We start from the raw sequence: 19989 nt of genomic DNA, 5'->3' as shown, positions 1-19989 counted from the left end.
GCGGCCTACGGCTGCGAACCGGAGATGTTGACGAGCCAGCTCACGCCGAACTTGTCGGTGAACATGCCGAAGGCGTCGCCCCAGGGTGCCGTCGTCAGCGGCTCGCCGATCGTCGCGCCGACGGTGAGCTTGTCCCAGTACCCGCGCAGCTCGGCGTCGTCCTCCCCGCTCAGCGAGACCGAGTAGTTGGAGCCGACGGTGTAGTCCATGGTGTTCGGGGTGTCGGCGCCCATGAGCACCAGACCGTTGTCGGTCGTCAGCTGCGAGTGCATGACCTTGTCCTGCTCGGCGGGGTCCTCGCTCGCGTGGAACTCCGCGAAGGTGCTGACCGTGAGCTCGCCGCCGAACACCGACTGGTAGAACTCCATCGCCTGCCTCGCCGTGTCCCGGAAGGTGAGGTAGGGGTTCAGACGTGTCGCCATGGCACTGCCTCCTCGGACATCACTGCGCGCGGGTGGTCCACGTCACACTGCCGTCAGCAGGGGATGGGCGTCAAGCCGGTCACCGGGCGATGACGATGCGGTTGCGGCCGTTGCGCTTCGCGGACAGGAGCGCGACGTCGGCGGCCGTGAGCGGGTCGGGTGAGGAGTCGACGGCCTGGCCCACGCCGATCGAGACGGTGACGCCCAGCCCGTCGGCGATAGAGCTCCAGGGCCCTGCGGCGACCGCCTCGTGCACGCGGTGCGCGACCGCGACGGCGGCATCCTCCCCGCCCGCGGGAAGGATGAGGAACTCGTCTCCGCCATAGCGGACGAGGAGGTCGGCGTCGCGGGACTGCGCTCGCAGGATGTCGGCGAGGGCGATGAGCACGCGATCGCCGGCGGCATGGGAGTAGGTGTCGTTGATGTGCTTGAAGTCGTCGACGTCGACGAACACGGCCCAGGCGCGCCCGGGGGTCTGGTCGACGAAGTCGTCGAGGACGCGACGGTTGCCCAACCCGGTCAGTGGGTCCTGCATCGCGGCCTGGCCGACACGGTCGGTCTCGGCGGCGAGCTCACGCAGGTGGTCGTGGTCGCGCAGGGCGGCGAACCGCGTCTCACGTTCCGACCACACCCGGATGAGCGCGTTGCGTGCGACGGTCCGCCACTCGTCCAGGCCCGGGTGCGGGCCGAGCTGAGCCTCGAACACCTCGGCGAGCGAAGCCCGCGCCGTGGCGGACCACACCTCGCGTGAGGCGATCTCGGTGTGGGAGATCAGCGACGTCAGGCGCTCCTGCGCGTCGGTGAAGCTCCCGGCCGTGGTGGCCTCCTGGGCGAGCACCAGCTGCATGAGGAGCGTCTCCACGAGCTCCGGACGGGCCACGAACTGCTGGGCCGCGGCTCGCACGCGGGCGGCAGCCAACGCGAGCTCTCCGAGGTGCATGGCCGTGTAGGCCTCGATCACCTCGCCGCGCGCGACCATCTGACTGTCGCCCTCAGCGGCGGCGAGCCGCACCATCGCACGCGCCCGGGACGCGCCGACCACGAAGTGCCCGGCGGCCTCGCGGTCGTAGCCGATCAGCAGGAGTGCGGCACCCCAGTAGGTGCTCAGCAGTGCCAGCTCCTGCATCACGTAGATGTCGGCCGCGGCGTCCTGGCCGCCTCGGATGTGTGAGAGCGCCGCATCCGCCTGCTCCAGGAGGCTGAGCGACCGCAGGGCGAGCGCGACCGCCATGCTCGCGGAGAGATGCCCGTAGGTGTCCGTCGGGATCGCTTGCAGCAGCCAGTCGGCCTCAGCGAGGGCGGCGATCGCATCACCGTGCCGGCCCAGCCTGGTGCTCGACTCGGCGACGACCGACAAGGCCTTGGCCCGCCACATCGGCTCCAGGTCGTCACCGAGGTTGGTGAGGAGAGCCCGGGCCACGGAGATCGCCTCGTCGTTGAGCCCGCGATCCTCGAGCGCGATGGCTTCGATGTAGAGGAGGTATCGAGTCGTGATCACGTCGCCGGCCGCCACCGTCAACGGCAGCCACCGTTCGCACGCCGAGATCGCCTGCTCCGAGAATCCGTCGACGTAGTACCGGTGGGCGATGTCCGACAAGAGGTCGAACGGGCCGAACTCCGAGAGGCTGGCGAGCGCGCGGCAGGTGCTCACCTGGACCGGTGCGCTGCCCATGCCGTTGCCCCTCCCTATCGCTGGGTCCGCTGTGTCGATGGCCTGCGTGGCACGGAGGCGGAGCTGCCGGACCGCGCCGGCGTCGAGGCCGTCGTCGTTCTATCGACGCGCGACGGCGCCACATTGAGCGCGTACGGCCATCGCACGCACCGCCAGAATGGTGCCAGTTCGAGGTCAGCCCAGCACGTCGAACGGGGCGCGCAGCAACACCTCGTCGCGGGAGGACGGTCCGACGAGAAGCTCGAACCGGCCAGGCTCGACGACGCGCCGACCGTCGGCATCGACGAGGCTGCAGTCGGCGACGGGGAGCTCGAGGTCGACCGTGCGTCGCTGGCCGGGGGCGAGGTCGACGTGGCGGTAGGCCTTGAGCTCCTTCTCGGCCCAGGTGACCGAGGTGACCGTGTCGTGGACGTAGACCTGGACGGTCTCGCGCGTGGGGCGCGTGCCGGTGTTGTGCACCGTGACCTGGGCGTGCACGGTGTCGTCGGGGCCGACCGCCGGGTTCGTGACCCGCAGGTCGGCGTACTCGACGCTCGTGTAGCTGAGCCCCTCGCCGAAGGCGAACGGCGCACGCTGGGTGAGGTCGGCGTACCGGCTCCCGTGCTGGCCCGCGACCTGGTTGTAGTAGACCGGCAGCTGGCCGACATGCTCCGCGAACGACACGGGCAGCCGACCGGACGGCTCGATCAACCCGAGGACCAGCTCGGCGAGCGCCCGTCCGCCGCGCATGCCCGGGTTGGCTGCCCACACGATCGCGGCCGCGCCGCGGGCCGACGGCGGGAGGACGAGCGGCTTGGAGGCGATGACGACGACCACCATCGGTGTGCCGGTCGCCGCGAGGGCGTCGAGCAGGGCGACCTGACCGCCGAGGAGGTCGAGGGTCGCGGTGGACCTGCCCTCGCCGACGAGCTCGATGCGGTCACCCACGACGGCGACGACCCAGTCGGCCGCCTGCGCGGCGGCCACGGCGTCGGCGATCAGGGCGTCGTCCACCGCGGCGGGGAGAGCGAACGGGGGTCGCGGCTGCCCGTCGGGGAAGAACTCGCCGTCAGGGTGGGTGCCGCTCGTGACGATGTCGGCGCCGCGGGCGTGCGTGACCGTCCAGCCGGTGGGGGCGTGGGCGCGGAACCCGTCGAGGACGGTCTGGGTCATCGCGCGCGGCTGGCCGTCGGGCAGCCAGCCCACCTGGCCGCTGTTGCCCGCCCAGTCCCCGAGCTGGGTGTCCGGGTCGTCGGCGTTGGGGCCGACGACGGCGATCGTGCGGGCGGCGCCGTCGCCACCGCTCGCCCGTCCGTCGGCGTCGGCCACGAGGTCGCGGCCGAGGGGAGCGTTCCGTCGTTCGTCAGGAGCACGAGCGAGCGACGCGCGACCTCGAGGTTGAGGTCGGCGTGCTGCCGGCAGCCGATGACGGCGGCCTGGCGGGCGGCGTCGGGGTGGCGCGGGTTCTCGAAGAGGCCGAGCTCGAGCTTCAGGGTCAGGATCCGCCCGACCGCCGCATCGATGAGCGCCTCGTCGAGCATGCCCAGGCGCACTGCCTCGAGCGCGCCCTCGAAGAAGCGGGGTGTCGTCATGATCATGTCGTTGCCCGCTCGGACCGCCGCCGCGGCGGCGTGCGCGTAGTCGGGCTGGGTGTGCTGCTCCCAGACCATGCGACCCACGTTGTCCCAGTCGGTCACGAGCGTGCCGGTGTAGCCCCACTCGCCACGCAGGACGTCGTTCAGCAGCCAGTCGTTGACCGTGATCGGTACCCCGTCCATCGACTGGTACCCGAGCATGAACGTCCGGCAGCCCTCCCTCGCGACCCGCTCGAACGGCGGCAGGAACCAGGAGCGCAGCTTGCGCCGGGAGAGGTCCGCCTCGCTGGCGTCGCGCCCGCCCTGCGTCTCGGAGTACCCGGCGAAGTGCTTGGCGGTCGCGAGGATCGCCGTCGGGTCGTCGAGTCCGCCCCCCTGGTACCCGCGGACCATCGCCGAGGCGAGCTCCCCGATCAGGAACGGGTCCTCGCCGAACGTCTCGCTCACCCGCCCCCAGCGCAGGTCACGCGTGATGCACAGCACGGGCGAGAACGTCCAGTGGAGGCCCGTCGCGGCCACCTCGACCGCCGTCGCACGAGCCACCTGCTGCAGCAGGCCCGCATCCCACGTCGCCGCCATGCCGAGCTGGGTGGGGAAGATCGTCGCACCCTCCCAGAACGAGTGGCCGTGGATGCAGTCGTCCGCGACGAGCAGCGGGATCTGCAGGCGGGTTCGCGCGGTCAGCTCGTGGCCCTGGCGGACGCGCTCGCAGGACGTGTGCAGGATCGAGCCGACGTGCAGGTCCATCACCAGGTGCTCGACCCCGTCCTGGGAGTTGAGCTGCAGCATCTGCCCGACCTTCTCCTCGAGCGTCATGCGCCCGACGAGATCGGCGACGCGGTCCGCTACCGCAAGGGCGGGGTCCCAGTAGGGGAGCAGTGAGGTCATGGGATAGTCCGATCAGGAGGCGCGGCGCGTCGACCGCCGCGGGGCGTGGATCGAATCGATCCGAGCAGGTCCGGCGCGAAACTCTACAACGTGAGACTGCCGTCATCTGGCCCCCGGCGGCAGCATCACCCGGTCGCGGGAGCACGTCCGTGCCAGACTCGGTGAGGTCTTCCAGCGAAGGAGATCACCATGTCCCGTGTCGTGCACTTCGAGATCCAGGCCGACGACGTGGAGCGCGCCAAGTCGTTCTACGCGGCGGTGTTCGACTGGTCGTTCGAGGACTACGGCCAGATGGCCGGCTCGGCCTACTGGGGCATCACGACTGGCCCGGAGGACGAGCCCGGCATCAACGGCGGACTGCTCCAGCGGCCCGCGCCCGCACCGGGAGCGGGCCAGGGCACCAACGCGTTCGTCTGCACGATGGGCGTCGGCGACTACGACGAGACGGAGCGGCGCATCCTCGCGGCGGGCGGCCAGGTCGCGATGCCGAAGATGGCGCTGACCGGCATGGCGTGGCAGGGCTACTACCTCGACACCGAGGGCAACACGTTCGGCATCCACCAGCCCGACACCTCGGCGGCATAGCCCATGACTCCGCTGGCGTGGATCGTCGTCGCCACCCTTGTGCTCGCCGTGGCGGGGCTCGCGCTTCGCTCAGTGCGGCGCAGGGCGGACCGCCCACGTCCCGACTCGAGCGGTGAGGATACCGCTCGTGCCGAGGCGCTGGCGCAGATCTCCCGAGACATCGAGCGCGGCCGCAGCGCCGGTCACGACCTCACGTCGCAGCAGGGCACCTTCCTGTAGTCGGCGTCGGGCCGGTCGGCGTCGGGCTTCTCGGGCACCGATCCTCGGGATCTGTCGATGCCCGGTGCCCCCGGGTAGCGTCAGGAGATCACCAGCCGGGCAGCTGGGTGCCGACCGCGACGACGACAAGGGGCCGAAAATGATCGTCTCGGTGATCAACGGCTGAGCGATGAGCTTCGACGTCGCTGCCGAGTCCTACGACCGGTTCATGGGCCGGTTCTCCCGCCCGCTCGCCCCCGTGCTCGCCGACTTCGCCGACGTACGGCCGGGCCAGCGCGCCCTCGACGTGGGCTGCGGGCCCGGAGCGCTGACCGGCGAGCTCGTCAGGCGTCTGGGGGCCGGTGCGGTCGCCGCAGTGGATCCGTCAGCGCCCTTCGTCGCCGCACTCGCCGAGCGATTCCCGGGCGTGCAGGTCGCCTCGGCGGTGGCTGAGCACCTGCCGCACCCCGACGCCTCCTTCGACCGGACGCTCGCCCAGCTGGTCGTGCACTTCATGAACGACCCCGTCGCGGGCGTCCGGGAGATGGCACGGGTGACGCGGCCGGGCGGGGTCGTCGCGGCCTGCGTCTGGGATGAGGCGTCAGACGCCGGCCCCTTGCAGGCCTTCTACCGGGGGTTCGCCGAGGTCGTGCCCGACGTCGACACCGAGCGAGGCCTCGTCGGTGTCCGCGAAGGCGACCTGGAGGCCGTCTACGAGGCTGCAGGTCTCACGGGAACCGTGGCGCAGGCGTTGCATGTCACGGTGCCGTTCGCCTCGTTCGACGAGTGGTGGGAGCCGTTCACGCTCGGCGCCGGACCAGCCGGCGCCCAGCTGGCCGCCCTCGACCCTGGCCGGCGGGAGGACGTCCGCGCGCGGTGTCGCGCGATCCTGCCCGCGGGTCCGTTCGTGGTCGACGCGATCGCGTGGGCCGTGCGCGCGGTCGTCGAGATTCCTTGAGACGCGACTCGCGCGCCGAACCCGCGCGTCGATCGTTCCGTCGGACGAGCGGGACCCTCCGTGGGGAGACCGTTCTGGCTGGCCTCCCCACGGAGAGCGGTATCCCTCGCTACTTCAGCTGGAAGGTCGCGGAGTGGGACGTCCCATCTGTCAGGCCGATGATGATGGTGTAGCAGGTCCCCGGCTTCTTCGGGGACTGCCAGTTGTAGATGAACTGGTGTGCGGTGGAGTCGTAGCGCAGCTGGGTACCGCCGGTGGAATACGCCTCCAGGTCATCCACCAGGGCACCGGTCGCGCAGATCGCGATGCCGGAGGTGGTCTTGCTCACGATGGTCAGGTCCGGGACGTAGCCGCCGCCCTGGTTCGAGACCTGCCACTTGATCGGTGCCGTCGAGCCAGCCTTCATCCCGTTGAGGATCGCGTTGTCCACAGGGGCGAAGAAGCCCGTCCAGTCGAAGCGCACGATGACCTTGAAGGTCCGCGAGGCGGAGTTGCCGGCCGCGTCGGTCGCCGTGCAGGACACCACTGTGTCGCCCGGCTTGAACAGACTGCCCGACGGTGGGGTGCAGACAGCCAGGCTGTTGCCTCCGACGGCGTCGGAGGCGGTCGGCGCGGCGAACGTGACCACTGCTCCGGCCGCCGACGTCGCGAACGTGGCGACGTTCGCCGGCACGCTGACCACGGGCGCTGTGGTGTCGACGACGGTGACGGCGAAGCTGCCGGTGGCCGTGTTGGCGTGGGCGTCGGTGGCGCTGCAGGTCACCGTGGTGGCCCCGAGCGGGAAGGTGGCGCCGCTGGCCGGCGTGCAGGTGGGGGTGAGTGTGCCGTCGACGAGATCGGTGGCGCTCGAGGCGAAGGTGCCCGGAGCCCCGTTGGCGCTGGTGGCTTCCAGCGTCATGGTGGCTGGCACAGTGACGGATGGCCGCGTCGTGTCCTGCACGGTGATCGTGAACGACTGGGACGGCGCGTTGTTGCCGTGAGAGTCGGTCGCCGAGCACGTGACCGTGGTGGTCCCGAGGGGGAAGGTGGCGCCGCTGGCGACCGGGTCACCACCTGCCGTGCAGGTCGGGGTGACGACGCCGTCGACGAGGTCGGTAGCGGTCGCGGTGAAGGTGGCCGGTGCACCGCTGGGGGCGGTGGCCTCGAGGGCGCTGTCACCGGAGACAGCCAAGGTCGGTGCGGTGCGGTCGAGGACGGTGACGGTGAAGCCGCCGACGCCCTTGTTGTGGCGGACGTCGTAGGCGGTGCAGGTGACCGCGGTCGCGTTGCCGAGGGGGAAGACGCTCCCGGAGGCTGGGTCGCAGGTGGCCGGGAGCGGTCCGTCGACCAGGTCGGTCGCGCTGGCGTCGGTCCAGGACGCTGCCGCGCCGTCGGGGCTGGTGGCTTCCTCGGTGATGTTGGCCGGGACGGCCAGCGCCGGACCGGTGCTGTCGTGCACGACGACGGTGAAGGTCGAGCTGCCGGTGTTACGGGAGGAGTCCGTGGCCGAGCAGGTGATCGTGGCCACGGTGTCGATGGCGAAGGTCGACCCGGAGGCCGGGTCACAAGTGACCGCGGGGGAGCCGCTGACGGCGTCTGTGGCGGTCGGTGCCGTGAAGCTGACGACCGCGCCGTCCGGGCCGGTGGCCTCCGGGGTGAGGTTCTCCAGAACGCCGACCAGCGGAGCGATCGTGTCACTGACCTTCACGGTGAACGTCTGGTCACTGACGTTGCCCCGAGTGTCGGAGGCGACGCAGGTGACCGTCGTGGTGCCGAGCGGGAACGTGCTGCCCGAGCCGAGTCCAGAGCTCGACACGCACAAGACCGCGCGATCGCCATCGACGAGGTCGACGGCCGTCGGTGACGCGAACGTGGCGACGGTTCCGTCGGCGCCGGCGGCTTCGAGGGTCTGGTCACCAGGGCCGGCACTGAAGACGGGCGCGGTGGTGTCGACGACGGTGACGGTGAAGCTGCCCGTCGTGGTGTTGGCGTGGGCATCGGTGGCCGTGCAGGTCACCGTGGTGGTGCCGATCGCGAAGGTCCCGTTGGCAGGGTCGCACGAGGTGGCGACGGTGCCGTCGACCAGGTCGCTGGCGAGCACGCTGTAGGCGATGTCGCTGCCGGTGGACTTGGTGGCCTCCTCGCTGATGTTGCCGGGCAGCGTCAGCACGGGTCCCGTCGTGTCCGTGACCGTGACGGTGAAGTGGCCCGGGGTGGTGTTGCCGTGGGAGTCAGTGGCTGTGCAGCTGACCGTGGTGTCGCCGACCTGGAAGACGCTGCCGGTCGGGTAGTCGCACGTCACCGGGACGGTGAGGTCCACGACGTCGGACGCCGTCGCCGCGTACGTGACGGTCGCCCCGCTGGGGCCGGTCGCCTCACGAGGCGCCACGGTTGGCAGCGTGAGGGTTGGCGGGGTCGTGTCCTGGACGGTCACGCTGAACAGGCCCTGCGCGTGGTTGGCATGGGCGTCGGTTGCCGTGCAGTCGACAGTCGTCGTGGTGATCCCGAAGGTGGTCGCCGAGGCCGGGGTGCAGGTCGGGGTGAGGTCGCCGTCGACACTGTCGGTGGCCGACGCGGAGTACGTCACGGACGCACCGCTGGGACCGGTCGCTTCTGTCGTCGAGCTGGCAGGCAGCGTCAACAGCGGTGGGGTCGTGTCCTGGACTGTGACCTGGAACTGCTGGGTGGCCTGGTTGCCCGCGACGTCCGTGGCGGTGCACCCCACCAAGGTCGCGCCCAGGGGGAACGTGGCGCCGGACGTGAGCCCACCGGCTCCGGAGCACGCAACGGCGGGTGAGCCGTCGACCGCGTCGGTGGCTGATGCGCTCCAGGTCACCACAGCGCCCGAGCTGCTCGTCGCCTCCGCGGTGAGATCACCCGGCACCGTCAGGATCGGCCTCGTGGTGTCCACGATCGTGTAGGAGGCTGCGGTCGTCGAGGTGAGTCCGCCCGTGTCGGTGGCGGCGCAGGTGGCGGTCCGGCCGCCGAGGCCGTAGCTCGTCAGCGTGCCGGTGATGGCACTGAGCGTGGCGGCGAAGGTGCGCGCCACGTCGTGGTCATCGGTCACGTTGCACATCGCCGCCGGCACCGAACCGTGCTCATAGCTGGCGCCCTGCAGGACGCCGCTGACGGTCACCGTGGGCGGCTGGTTTGGACTGACGACGTGCAGGGTGAAGTTCGAGGCCGTCGTCGTGAAGAGCGAACCGGTCTTGCCTCCGGTCGCGGAGGACGTGACCGAGTAGTCGCCGGGTGACGATGCCGAGAAGGTGACGGACTGCGCGGTGCTGCAGTCGGTGAAGATCAGGGCCGACGGGGAGGCCGTCACGTTCGCCGCCGGCAGGATCGTGACCGTGACACCGCCGCCCGGCTTCGTCTGCGCATTGCAGCCCTGCAGGTCGCCGACCGGGTTGTTCTCTGCGGTGAGCGTGTAGCTGACGGTAACCCCTACCCCCGTGTCAGTCCGGACACTCTTTGACCCGTCTCCAGCGACGACCGCGTTCGTCACGGCGACGGTGTCAGCCAAGGCAGGCACCGGCACGGCCACGACAGCGGCCACTGCCAGCATCGTGGCGCCGACTCTCCAGCTGAGCTTCACGGGAATCCTCCTCATCGGACCAGGAAGACTCGGGTCCCCCATAGCTCGCACAGTGGCACGAACCAGGCAAAGCGGGCATGGGCCGAACGGGTGCCGACCGCGTTCTGACGGGGTGAAGTCTGAAACGTCTCACGGGCGCCGGACTCGGGAGCGGTCGTGCGGACGAGGCGGAAGCTCAGTCGACCCGAAGGCTGCCGAGGCGCGCCCTTGTGCGTGCCCCCGGTTCCGCGACCAACAAGCGCCCCAGCGAGGGCTGTCCTCGCTTGCCTATGGCAGCGCGGGTGCGATCTGAGGTGCCGGCCACGTCCAGGCGGTCCGGGCGACGGCGGCGAGGAGCATCACTTCAACGATGCTTCCGAGGAAGTAGTAGATCCACGTCTCGCCGACGGCCGACCCGATGATGGTGACGATGTAGACGAGGCTGACGACGATGTTGACGATCCGGTTGACGCGTGGTGGGAGAACGAGCGACAGGACCACCATCAGAGCGGCGATCAGGATGTAGACCAGGGTGAGGCTCAGGAATGTCTGGTCGATCGTGAATCCCGTGGTCGCCACCTTGCCGTCCAGCGCTGCGTTGAGAACGTCAGCGCGATAGAACCCGAAGATGTCGACGTAGGCGAACACGAACAGCATCGCGATCCACAGCGCACAAAGAACGAGCTTGACATCGACGGGGACGTCTCGGTACCGCCTGGTCGTCGTCGTCCCGGAGGTCTGCTCTTCTGGTCGGGCACTGCGGGCGGCATAGTTCTGAGGGTTCATCTCGGCGCTTCCTTCGGTGGGAAACCGCTTCGCTTGTTCTCCTACCCGCCCATCGCGTCACGCCCCGAGGGCGGCACCTGAATCGTCCCGCTGGCGCGAGGACTGTGCGAAGGGTCATAGGTCCCGGTCGTCCCTGGCGTGCGGCAACCCGGCGACAATTGTGTGCGTCGGCGTCACCACTCGGGGGAGAGACCACCCCGTCGTGCGCAGCGTCAGCGCGGATCCCGAGCTCCGGCCATCAGCCCGACCTGCTGGTGACGGGGCACTACTGACCGCGCTTTCGATGGTTCGTCTGGACGGCCTCCGGTGAGCCTGGCGGGGATTGCTTCTTCGCGTCCGGGCGGTCCTCCGGTCACGGCCCTTTCGCGCGTGGCACGAATGCCCCACGTCCAACGCAACGCCGCGTCGCCAGTCCGGCACAGCGTCGAGGTTCGCGAGTGAGCTTGACGGGCAACGCGGGCCGCAGCCGTCGCGCCGACTCAGCCGCGCAACCGGTCCACGGTGACGAAGCTGTACCCCGCGGCCCGCAGGCGCGCGATGACTTCCGGAAGGGCATGGGCGTCCAGGATCGTCCCGTCGTCCGGGTTCGCGCCGACGTGCATCAGGACGATCTCACCCGGCTGGGCGGCGCCCAGGGTGCGCTGCACCACGGTTGCTTTCGTCTGACCGCCGCTGGTGCCCTTCCAGCCGAGGGTGTCCACCGTCCATGGCACCGGGACGTAGCCCGCGGCGTTGACCGCCCGGATGTCCCCGGACGTGCGGTCGCCGTACGGGAACCGGAACCACGGCGCCGCAGTCGCGCCGGCAGCGACGATCGCCGCCTCGGCGTGTCCGAGGTCGTCAGAGATCTGCGCATCCGTGAGGGCCGGGTAGTGCTCGTGGCTGTCGCTGTGGTTCCCCACGCGGTGACCGGCCGACGCGATCGCGGCGACCTGGCCGGGGTAGCGCCGGGCGAAGTCGCCGGTCACGAAGAAGGTCGCAGAGACGTGCTCGGTCGCCAGGGTCGACAGGATGCTCGCCACCGCTGAGTCGCTCGATCCGCTGTCGAACGTCAGCGCGACGACGCGGTCTGTGGTCGGCAGGCGTTCCCAGTCGGTCCCGAGGAGAGCCGTCGGGACGTGAGTGTCGGGTGCGGGGGGAGACGGGGTTGCTGGGGCCGGCGCGGGCGCCGGTGGGGCGGGGGCGGGGACAGAGGGCTGAGCCGTCGAGGGTGGCGCGGCGGTTCTGGTGGCGGCCGGTGTGGTCGCTGCGGCCGGTGGCGAAGCAGGTTCGTCGTCGGAGGCCGACGGACGTGGCGACGGTGCCACGGTCGAGGTCGGGGAGGCAGTCGTGGGGCGCGGAGCCTCGTCAGGGCCGCCACAGCCCGCCGCGAGCAGCAGGAAGGCCAGCACGACGACGACCGACGCCCGACGACGCCTCATGTCTTCATCCTGCGCCGCTCGCTACTGCCCGTACAGGGACGTCGTTCCCAGCGACCAAGCGGCGGTCAGAACCGCGTCGCGAGTCGCCGCGCGCGTTCGTGGCTCGGCTCAGGCGGCCAGGTGGAACGTGCTCGCGAAGCGGTCGAGGAGGTCGCCGCGCCCGCGCAGCACCTCCACCACGCCGGTTGCGATCGCGCGATCCGGGGCGAGCTCGCCGGAGATGACCCGGCGGATGCCCGGACCCGCGGCAAAGGCGAGGTCGACCGGTCCATCCCGCGCGTCACGTCCAGGGTGGGGCCGGCCACCCGGATGAGCAGCTCGGCGGGACCGAAGCGCGCCGCGTAGGCGGTCGCGGGCAGGTTCGCCGCCACCTGCGGCCGGAAGGCAGTGCGCAGGGCCATGGTCATCGAGTCGGGGGTGATGATCTGCTCCTCCCGCGGCTCGCCCATCGCCTTGAAGCCCCAGGCGCCGAACGCGAGCACGACGGGCTCGAGCTCGCGGCCGTAGGGCGTCAGCTCGTAGACGATGACGCGCGAGTGCGGTACCCGGCGGATGATGCCGGCTGCCTGCAGCTCCTTGAGCCGCGCCGCCAGGATGTTGCTCGGGATGCGGGGGAGCCCCGCGGCGAGCTCGCCGTAGCGGCGCGGCCCGACGAGCAGGTCGCGAACGATGAGCAGTGCCCAGCGCTCGCCCACGAGCTCGAGGGCTCGCGTGACGCCGCAGTACTGCCCGTACTCGCGTGCGGCCATCGACCTCAGGCCTGCTGGTTCATGTAGGCCTCGGGGCCCTGCGCGGCGGCGACCGGGTCCATCCAGCCGAACTCGAGGGCGTTGCCGTCGGGGTCGGTGAGCTGGCGCTGGTACATGAAGCCGTAGTCGGTGGCGGGTTGCGGCTCCGAGCCGCCCGCTGCGAGGCCGTCGGCGACAGCCTTGTCGACGGCCTCGCGGCTGTCGAGGAAGATCGCCGTCGACGCCGACGGGTTCACTGCGGGGTCGCCGATCGGCAGCTCGGTGAAGGTCTGGAAGTACTCGCGCGTCAGGATCATGAAGTAGCTGTGGTCCTCCTCGACGACGACGCAGGCCGCGTTGTGGTCGCTGAAGGCCGGGTTGATGGTGAATCCGATCGCCGTGTAGAACGCCTTCGCGCGTTCGAGGTCGGTCACCGGCAGGTTGACGAACATCGAAGTCATCATGCTCTCCGTCTCGTGGGCCCGGTATGTGGCGGTACCCACACTTGCAAATAGCAAGTGTCGCGTCAAGAGCTCGACAGCACCGTCCGGCCCGGCTGCTCGACAGGGCCCGACGGGGTTGCACGGCTCGACTGGGTCGTCCGGTGGCTCAGCCCACGCCCTCGGCGGCGAGCGCGTCGGTGAGCAGACCGACCAGGGCCTCGAGCTGAACGTCCGTGGACGAGGAGACGTCCTCGTCCGCTGCTCCGTCCAGCGCGCGGGCGGCCAGCCCCGATTTGCTGTCGATCAGCTTCGCGATCTTGGCGTCGATGGTCTGCGCGGCGATGATCCGCCACGCGGTGACGGGCTCGGACTGGCCGATCCGGTGGATCCGGTCGATGGCCTGGGTCTGCTCGGCGTCGGTCCAGGACAGCTCGGCCAGCACCAGGTTGGAGGCGACCTGGAGGTTCAGCCCCACACCCGCGGCCATGAGGGAGCACACCACGATCGACACGTCGGGGTCGTTCACGAACGCGGCGATGTTCTTCTCGCGCACCTTGGGCGTCTGGTCGCCGCGGATCGAGGCGTAGCGGATTCCCCGTTCGGCGAAGGTCTTCTCGGCCAGATCCATCACGTCGACGTGCTTGGCGAAGAACACCACCTTGCCGACGTTGCGGGCGAGCTGTGCGGCGTAGTCGGCGGCCAGCCCGGCCTTGGCCTGGCCGATCCGGCGGACCATCGTGAACACGTTCTCGCCACCGGTCTGCGAGCTCGAGTCCTTGAGCTCCGCCGCCGCCACCCGGCGAGCGAGCTCGTGGTCGATCCCGTCCACCACCGCCCCGCCACCGCCGGTACGCACCTCCATGGCGGACCGGTAGCGCCTGACCAGCTCGCGGGCGAGCGCGGCCTCGGCGGCGCGGATCGAGCGGCCGGCCGCGCCGTCGAGCTCGACCGGCAGGTCCGCCACCCGGCGGGCGGGGATGTCGGCGACGACGTCGGCCTTGCGGCGACGCACGATGCCCATGTCGATCACGCTGGCCCGCGCGGCGGCGGAGAAGCCCGGGTCGGCCGGGGTGAGCCCGGTCTCCTCGAGCGCGGTCTGCAGCGCGCCGAGCGGCTTGGTGTCGTCGATCCAGCCGAGGAGCTGCCAGATCGCTCGGAAGTCCTCGATGTCGTTGATCAGCGGGGTGCCGGTGAGCGCCATCAGCAGCGGCCGGGATGTGCGGGCGCGGATCCGCTCCGAGAGTGCGAGGACGTGCTGGGAGCGCTGGGACGTCTTGTTCTTGATGAAGTGCGCCTCGTCGACGACCATGCCGCGGAAGCCGAGGTCGCCGAGCCAGCCGACGTGCCGGTCCAGGAGCTCGTAGTTCACGATCACGACGTCCGCGAACGCGTCGACCCGGTCACCGTCACCGTGGACCACCGTGGAACGGCGCGACGGCGTCCACATCTCGACCTCGTGCGCCCAGTTCGTCTTCACCACGTTGGGCACCACGACCAGCAGCGGGTAGGCGCCGGCCACCTGGGCCGCGAGCAGCGCCTGGGCGGTCTTGCCGAGCCCTGGCTCGTCGGCGAGCAGGAACGTGCGATGGCCGCGGGCAGTGGCCGTGACGACCTGGGCCTGGTGCGGCATCAGCTCCCGGCCGGGTGGAACGGACACCGAGCGGGCCTCGGGTAGCGGCATGCAGGCGGGTGCACCGGGTGCGGCCTTCTCGAACGACCTGAAGAGCGGTTCGAGCAGCTCCCAGCCGGCCAGCCGACGGGCCCGTGAAGCGATCCGCTCGGCCGCGCCCTCGTAGTCCGGGGCGAGGAACGGGTTGGCGAGCTGGCGCGAGATGACGGACCGGGGCACCACCCGGTTCTCGGTGCCGGGCACCGGTGCGACCGGCGCGGCGTGCGCGGGCTCCTCGGGTGGCTCCAGCCCGCCGGCGCGCATCACGGACGCCTTGAAGGCGCGCGCCGCGTCGGAGACCCGCGCGTCCTCGGCGAGCAGCGCGAGCAACGAGGTGTCGCGGGCAGCGGTCCTGGCCAGCAGCGTCGCCACCCCGTCGAGCCGCTTGAGCTCCTTGGTTCGCGCAGGCTCCGTCAGAGCGCCGTCGGCCTTCACCCGGGCCCGCTCCTCGCGCACGAGCAATGCCACGACCTGGAACTTCGTGCGCACCGCCGGGCGTGTCGGGGGTCGCTGCACAGCGCTGTCGACCTCGCGGGCGACCTCGGCGAGGACCGGGATGATCCCCTGCTCGGTGGGACGCGAGGCGCGGCGTCGCTGAGCACCGGGATCAGTGCGCGTGCCACCGGACCGGCGTTGGCCAGGTCGTGCCACATCTCCTCCTTCTCGCACACCCGCACCGCGTCTGCGGCGCAGCGCGACGTACCGTGCTCGCACGGGACCGACCGGGCGTCGGCCCCGTGCCTCGTGCTCCGTGCAGTCCGCGCCAGGGTGCGGAGATCGGGCGCCACGTCACCGCGCAGCGTCCCCGCCCGCGCCGCCCGTCGGCCCGTGCTCACGCCGATGGTGCGGGCGTCTCGGTCAACCACCGCGGGGCACGGCCGTGGCCCCGCGCGATCGCCGGAGAACCTGGAGCTTCCCGCCGGACACCGCGATCGAGTCTTCCGGGACATCGATCGCGTGCGACGTCCCGGTCAGGCCGCTGGCTGGCGGAGCGGCATACCGTTCGCACGGTCCTGCCGCGTCTGAAGTGTAGAACGGGCCGGGCGGATGCTCGACGACAACCGCGGCTCCGGAGCGCCTGCCTGTCCCTGTGACGGGTGAGCGCCGTCCGGTCGACCCGCTCCGACGGGTGTCGCCGCTCCACGCCCGCTGCTGCGGAGGGACACCCCGCCACGCCGATCGCTGCGATGCGCGCGAGCTCACGCAACCGCTAGTCGACCGGCGAGTCGGTGACGACGCCAGCGGCGACCTGTTGCCGCGCGAGGATCATCGGGTCCTCGCCGGCGGTGAACGGCGTGAGGTTGTAGCTGTAGGCGTAGGCGTGATCGGCGAACAGCGTGTACTCGTCGTGCACCGGTGCGCCCCAGCTGTCGTCGCCGCCGACGCCCATCTGATGGGCGTTGACGCGCAGCACGACCTCGGCCCGTGGCGGGGTGTCGTACCAGTGCTGCCCGTTGCGGCTGATCACCTGGGACAGGTCCTCCGGCGCGTAGTGGGACGCGTTCACCTCGAGCGGGGTGTCGGAGGAGACGAGCAGGCCGTTGCCCTCCGCGTCCGTCAGGGTCGCCCAGCGCACGTCGGTCTTGTTGCCGGACTCCTGCGGCCGGAGGTACCTGGTCACCTGGTCGCTCACTGCCCCGCTGTAGAGGCCGACGTCGGTGGCCGACGTGCGGTCGAGCATCGACTCGCCCGGTCCGCGGCCGTACCAGGTGAGCGTCTCGAGCTCGCTCGGCACGGTGAGCACGGTCCCGACCTCCGGGATGTACGGCAGGTCGCTCGCGCCCGGCTGCAGGGTGCTGTCCACCCGGACCTGCCCGTTGCCGAAGACGGTGTAGGTCATCGTGACCTGCGACGGCGTCGTCGTGGGCACCGTCCCGGTGAACGTCACGCGGACCGCCTTGTCGAGCAGGGGGGTCACCTGCACGTCGTTGATCCGCCAGTCCCGGCCGGCGTGGCGCCACGTGCGGGCGACGGTCGGCATGCTGTTGCCGATGTCGTTGTCGGTCGGGGCTCGCCAGTAGTTCGGGCGCGGGCCGGACGTGATGAGCTCCTGGCCGTTCCGCGTGAGCGAGCTGACCGTCCCCTGCTCCTTGTCGATGGTGACGGTGAAACCGGCGCCGGTCACCTGGACCTCGGCGTCGTCGTCGACCGTGGTCAGCGACGGCACCGTGGACAGGGCAGCGGGCTCGAGGTCGGGCGCTCCGAACGGCACCTCGAGCTGTGCCTTCGCCTGGACGAAGCCCTTCTCCGCCCACAGCTCGTCCCGGCGCAGGCGGAACTGCACGTCGAGCCAGTACTCGCTGCCGGCCTGCAGGGTGGCCGGGGCGCTGAACGTCGGCAGCGTCACGACCTTGCTCTCACCGGGTCCGATGTCCGTGGCGGGCGCGGAGAGCTCGCCGGCCTCGATGACCTCGTCGTCCTGCTTGAGCTGCCACGTCACGTCGTAGGAGCTCACGTTGGTGAACAGGTTCTCGTTCGTGATCTCGATCGTGCCGCGGGCGACGTCGGCGCCCGTGACCTGCACCGGCTGGTAGACCTGCTTGACCTCGGCCGTCTTGGGCGTCTCGGTCCGGTCGGCGAGGAGGATCCCGTTGCCGATGAAGCCGCCGTCGTTCGGGTCGTCACCCCAGTCGCCGCCGCGCGCGAGGAACGTCTCGCCCGAGGCTGCGGCCTGCGTGATGGTGGACTGCGACGCGTCGAACCACAGGCGCACGGCGGGATCCTGGACCGTGCGAGCGCCGTCGGCGACCTCGGTCGCGGTGAGCGCCCGGTCGTAGAGCCGCACAGCGGCGATGTCACCGAGGAAGTCCCGGTCGGCATTGTCGGCGTTGCCGCCGATCATGAACGGTGCCGAGGTGGGGCCGACGGGCCCAGCCACCAGCGCGCTCTCGGCCGCCTGGCCGTCGAGGTAGACGCTCGGCGTGCCCGCAGCCGGGTCGTACACGCCGGTCACGCGGTGCTCGGTCCCCGTCCAGTCGGTGGGCGTCGCGGCCGACACCATGGTCCGCTGCCCGTCGGTGGAGTAGACGGAGAACGAGACCTCCTCGTCGTCGTGCGCGAGCTCGAGCTGACGGTCACCCGTGCCCACGATCGCGTCCGAGTACGTCGACACCGTCTCGGGTGTGACCACGGCCTCAAGGGTCAGCGGCCCGGCGAGCCCGACCACGGCCTCGACGCCGAACGTCGCCGTGCCACGCAGGCCGGACGGCTCGATCATCGCGTCCGGGTCGACCGTCGCGGTGAGCAGCCCGGGCCCGGCCTCCTGCAGGGTCCGCGTCGCAGGCACGTCGGTCCACAGCGACTGGTCGGCGAACACCCAGATGAACCCGCCCTGGAGGCGGTCCGGGTGGGCGCGGATGACGTCCCAGTAGTCCGCGAGGTTGCCGTTGCTGTTGCCCATGGCGTGGGAGTACTCGATCAGCACGAACGGCCGCGGGTCGGCGCTGGTCTCGGCGTAGGCCTCCATGGCGTCGGCCGTCGTGTACATCTGGCTCATCACGTCGGACACCCGTGCCGGGCTCCCGCCGCCCTCGTACTGGACGGGACGCTGGGGGTCGTAGGACGTGACCCAGTCGTACATGGCGTCCTGGTTCGTGCCGTAGCCGGCCTCGTTGCCCAGCGACCACATGATGACGCTCGCGTGGTTCTTGTCCCGGTGCACCATGTCCTGGATGCGAGCGAGGACGGCCTGGGTGAGCTCGGGCCGGTCCACCGGGATCTGGGTCGACGCGCCGTGCGTCTCGAGGTTCGTCTCGTCCACGACGTAGATGCCGTACTCGTCGGCGAGCTCGTACCACTGCGGGTCGTTCGGGTAGTGCGAGGTGCGGACGGCGTTGATGTTGTTGCGCTTCATGATCGAGATGTCCTCGACCATCTCGGCCCGGGTGAGCGCCCGGCCGTTGACGGCAGACATCTCGTGCCGGTTGACCCCGCGGATCGAGACCGGCTGGCCGTTGATCGTCAGCAGGTGGGTGGCCGCGTCCATCGTGACCTCCCGCACCCCGGTGCGCGTCGAGATCGTCTCGATCACCTGGCCCTGGGGGTTCTTGAGCTGGAGCACCGTCGTGTACAGGTTCGGCTGCTCGGCCGACCACAGCAGGGGATGCTCGATGGCCTTGCTGCCGGTGCCCGTCTGGTCCTGCCCCGCGGCGGACGGTTCGACACCGACGGGGATGGCGAGCGGCTGTGTCCAGACAGGCTCGTCGTCGTCGTAGAGCATCGCCTCGACGGTGTAGGTGCCCGCGGCCTGTCCCGCGTAGTCGCGCAGGGCCACCTGTACCTCGAGCGCCGCGGAGCGGTAGTCCTCACCGAGCGGCGTCTGGATCCGGAAGTCCCGCAGGTGCACCTGCGGGGTGGAGAAGAGGTAGACGCTGCGGAAGATCCCGGCGAGTCGGATCATGTCCTGGTCCTCGAGCCAGGAGCCGTCCGACCACCGGTACACCTCCACCGCGATCTGGTTCACGCCGGGTTCCAGGAGATCGGTCACGTCGAACTCGGAGGCGTCGAAGCTGGACTCCCGGTAGCCCACCTTCACCCCGTTCACCCACACGTAGAAGGCCGACTCGACGCCGTCGAAGTGCAGGAAGGTCCGCCGCCCGTCCCAGGCCTCCGGCAGGGTCATCGACGTCCGGTACTGGCCCACCGGGTTGTAGCGCGTCGGCGCGAACGGGAACTCGGGGTCCTCGTCGTCGCCGTTCGCGCCCATGAACGGGTAGGTGATGTTCGTGTAGATGGGGACGTCGTAGCCCTGCGTCTGCCAGCTCGACGGGACGGTGATCGTGTCCCAGCCGGAGTCGTCGACGTCGGTGGAGAAGAAGTCGACCTGTCGCGATGCCGGGTTCTCGGACCACTGGAACTTCCAGTCACCGTCGAGGCTCTGCCGGTAGGGCGAGTCCGTGCGGTCGGCCGCGAGAGCCCGACGAACCGTGTCGTAGGGCATCAGCGTCGCGTGCGCGGGCTCGGACCCGACAGCGAAGACCTCAGGGCTGTTGTTCCACTCCGGGTAGTCGTCCGCAGCCCGGACCGTGTGGCCGATCGCGGCCGCGGCGCTGCCCACGAGGGCTACCGCGGCGACCAAGGCGAGCACGCGTCG

11 protein-coding genes and 2 pseudogenes are annotated in these 19989 nt (G+C 70.6%); 3 read left to right on the top strand and 10 right to left on the bottom strand.

All coding sequences use genetic code 11. From position 1 onward, the window contains the following. Positions 1–5: 5 nt before the first annotated feature. From DDP54_RS16395 to DDP54_RS16385, 3 genes and pseudogenes are all read right to left on the bottom strand, one after another. On the bottom strand, positions 6–422 hold the full coding sequence (locus tag DDP54_RS16395) for a VOC family protein (protein WP_109133057.1): 417 nt from the start codon (positions 420–422) through the stop codon (positions 6–8). A 79-nt stretch (positions 423–501) separates the two neighbouring features. Then, positions 502–2094 (bottom strand): GGDEF domain-containing protein, encoded by a 1593-nt coding sequence (locus tag DDP54_RS16390; protein WP_109133056.1) that lies wholly within the window; start codon positions 2092–2094, stop codon positions 502–504. Between the two features lie 174 nt (positions 2095–2268). Next, positions 2269–4556: pseudogene (locus tag DDP54_RS16385) on the bottom strand (glycoside hydrolase family 3 N-terminal domain-containing protein). 189 nt (positions 4557–4745) lie between these two features. On the opposite strand from DDP54_RS16385, the gene DDP54_RS16380 reads away from it, so the two are divergent. From DDP54_RS16380 to DDP54_RS16370, 3 genes are all read left to right on the top strand, one after another. Then, positions 4746–5141: a VOC family protein gene (locus DDP54_RS16380; protein WP_109133055.1), complete on the top strand. Its 396-nt coding sequence runs from the start codon at positions 4746–4748 to the stop codon at positions 5139–5141. A gap of 3 nt (positions 5142–5144) precedes the next feature. Next, on the top strand, positions 5145–5360 hold the full coding sequence (locus tag DDP54_RS16375) for a hypothetical protein (protein WP_109133054.1): 216 nt from the start codon (positions 5145–5147) through the stop codon (positions 5358–5360). Positions 5361–5529: 169 nt separating this feature from the next. After that, positions 5530–6297, top strand: coding sequence for a methyltransferase domain-containing protein (locus tag DDP54_RS16370; protein WP_109133053.1), 768 nt, complete (start codon positions 5530–5532; stop codon positions 6295–6297). Positions 6298–6406: 109 nt separating this feature from the next. Here DDP54_RS16370 and DDP54_RS16365 read toward each other — a convergent pair whose 3' ends face one another. The 7 genes and pseudogenes from DDP54_RS16365 to DDP54_RS16335 all read right to left on the bottom strand — a co-directional run bounded on the left by DDP54_RS16365 (position 6407) and on the right by DDP54_RS16335 (position 19983). Beyond that, positions 6407–9871, bottom strand: a complete 3465-nt coding sequence (locus DDP54_RS16365) for an HYR domain-containing protein (RefSeq protein ID WP_158274561.1) — start codon at positions 9869–9871, stop codon at positions 6407–6409. Positions 9872–10138: 267 nt separating this feature from the next. Further along, on the bottom strand, positions 10139–10636 hold the full coding sequence (locus DDP54_RS16360; protein ID WP_197711471.1) for a DUF6326 family protein: 498 nt from the start codon (positions 10634–10636) through the stop codon (positions 10139–10141). A 479-nt stretch (positions 10637–11115) separates the two neighbouring features. Further along, entirely contained in the window at positions 11116–12057 is a 942-nt protein-coding gene (locus tag DDP54_RS16355; RefSeq protein ID WP_109133051.1) for a polysaccharide deacetylase family protein, read from the bottom strand. Between the two features lie 108 nt (positions 12058–12165). Further along, positions 12166–12806 (bottom strand): annotated as a pseudogene (locus DDP54_RS16350) (helix-turn-helix domain-containing protein). Between the two features lie 5 nt (positions 12807–12811). Further along, positions 12812–13246 (bottom strand): VOC family protein, encoded by a 435-nt coding sequence (locus DDP54_RS16345; RefSeq protein WP_109133152.1) that lies wholly within the window; start codon positions 13244–13246, stop codon positions 12812–12814. A 148-nt stretch (positions 13247–13394) separates the two neighbouring features. Then, a complete protein-coding gene (locus tag DDP54_RS16340; protein WP_109133050.1) occupies positions 13395–15548 on the bottom strand; it encodes a DEAD/DEAH box helicase in 2154 nt (717 codons plus the stop codon). A gap of 559 nt (positions 15549–16107) precedes the next feature. Further along, positions 16108–19983, bottom strand: coding sequence for a glycoside hydrolase family 2 TIM barrel-domain containing protein (locus tag DDP54_RS16335; protein ID WP_347338543.1), 3876 nt, complete (start codon positions 19981–19983; stop codon positions 16108–16110). Between the last annotated feature and the right edge of the window lie 6 nt (positions 19984–19989).

The sequence above is a fragment of the Cellulomonas sp. WB94 genome (assembly GCF_003115775.1).
Lineage (GTDB): Bacteria > Actinomycetota > Actinomycetes > Actinomycetales > Cellulomonadaceae > Cellulomonas_A.
Note: the sequence above shows the minus strand (reverse complement) of the source record. Positions and strands in the feature narration are given on the sequence as shown.

What these genes read in the sequence shown, in the direction of transcription:
- DDP54_RS16395 (WP_109133057.1), bottom strand. Translation starts at nt 422, where the DNA reads ATGGCGACACGTCTGAACCCCTACCTCACCTTCCGGGACACGGCGAGG.
- DDP54_RS16390 (WP_109133056.1), bottom strand. Translation starts at nt 2,094, where the DNA reads ATGGGCAGCGCACCGGTCCAGGTGAGCACCTGCCGCGCGCTCGCCAGC.
- DDP54_RS16380 (WP_109133055.1), top strand. Translation starts at nt 4,746, where the DNA reads ATGTCCCGTGTCGTGCACTTCGAGATCCAGGCCGACGACGTGGAGCGC.
- DDP54_RS16375 (WP_109133054.1), top strand. Translation starts at nt 5,145, where the DNA reads ATGACTCCGCTGGCGTGGATCGTCGTCGCCACCCTTGTGCTCGCCGTG.
- DDP54_RS16370 (WP_109133053.1), top strand. Translation starts at nt 5,530, where the DNA reads ATGAGCTTCGACGTCGCTGCCGAGTCCTACGACCGGTTCATGGGCCGG.
- DDP54_RS16360 (WP_197711471.1), bottom strand. Translation starts at nt 10,636, where the DNA reads ATGAACCCTCAGAACTATGCCGCCCGCAGTGCCCGACCAGAAGAGCAG.
- DDP54_RS16355 (WP_109133051.1), bottom strand. Translation starts at nt 12,057, where the DNA reads ATGAGGCGTCGTCGGGCGTCGGTCGTCGTCGTGCTGGCCTTCCTGCTG.
- DDP54_RS16345 (WP_109133152.1), bottom strand. Translation starts at nt 13,246, where the DNA reads ATGACTTCGATGTTCGTCAACCTGCCGGTGACCGACCTCGAACGCGCG.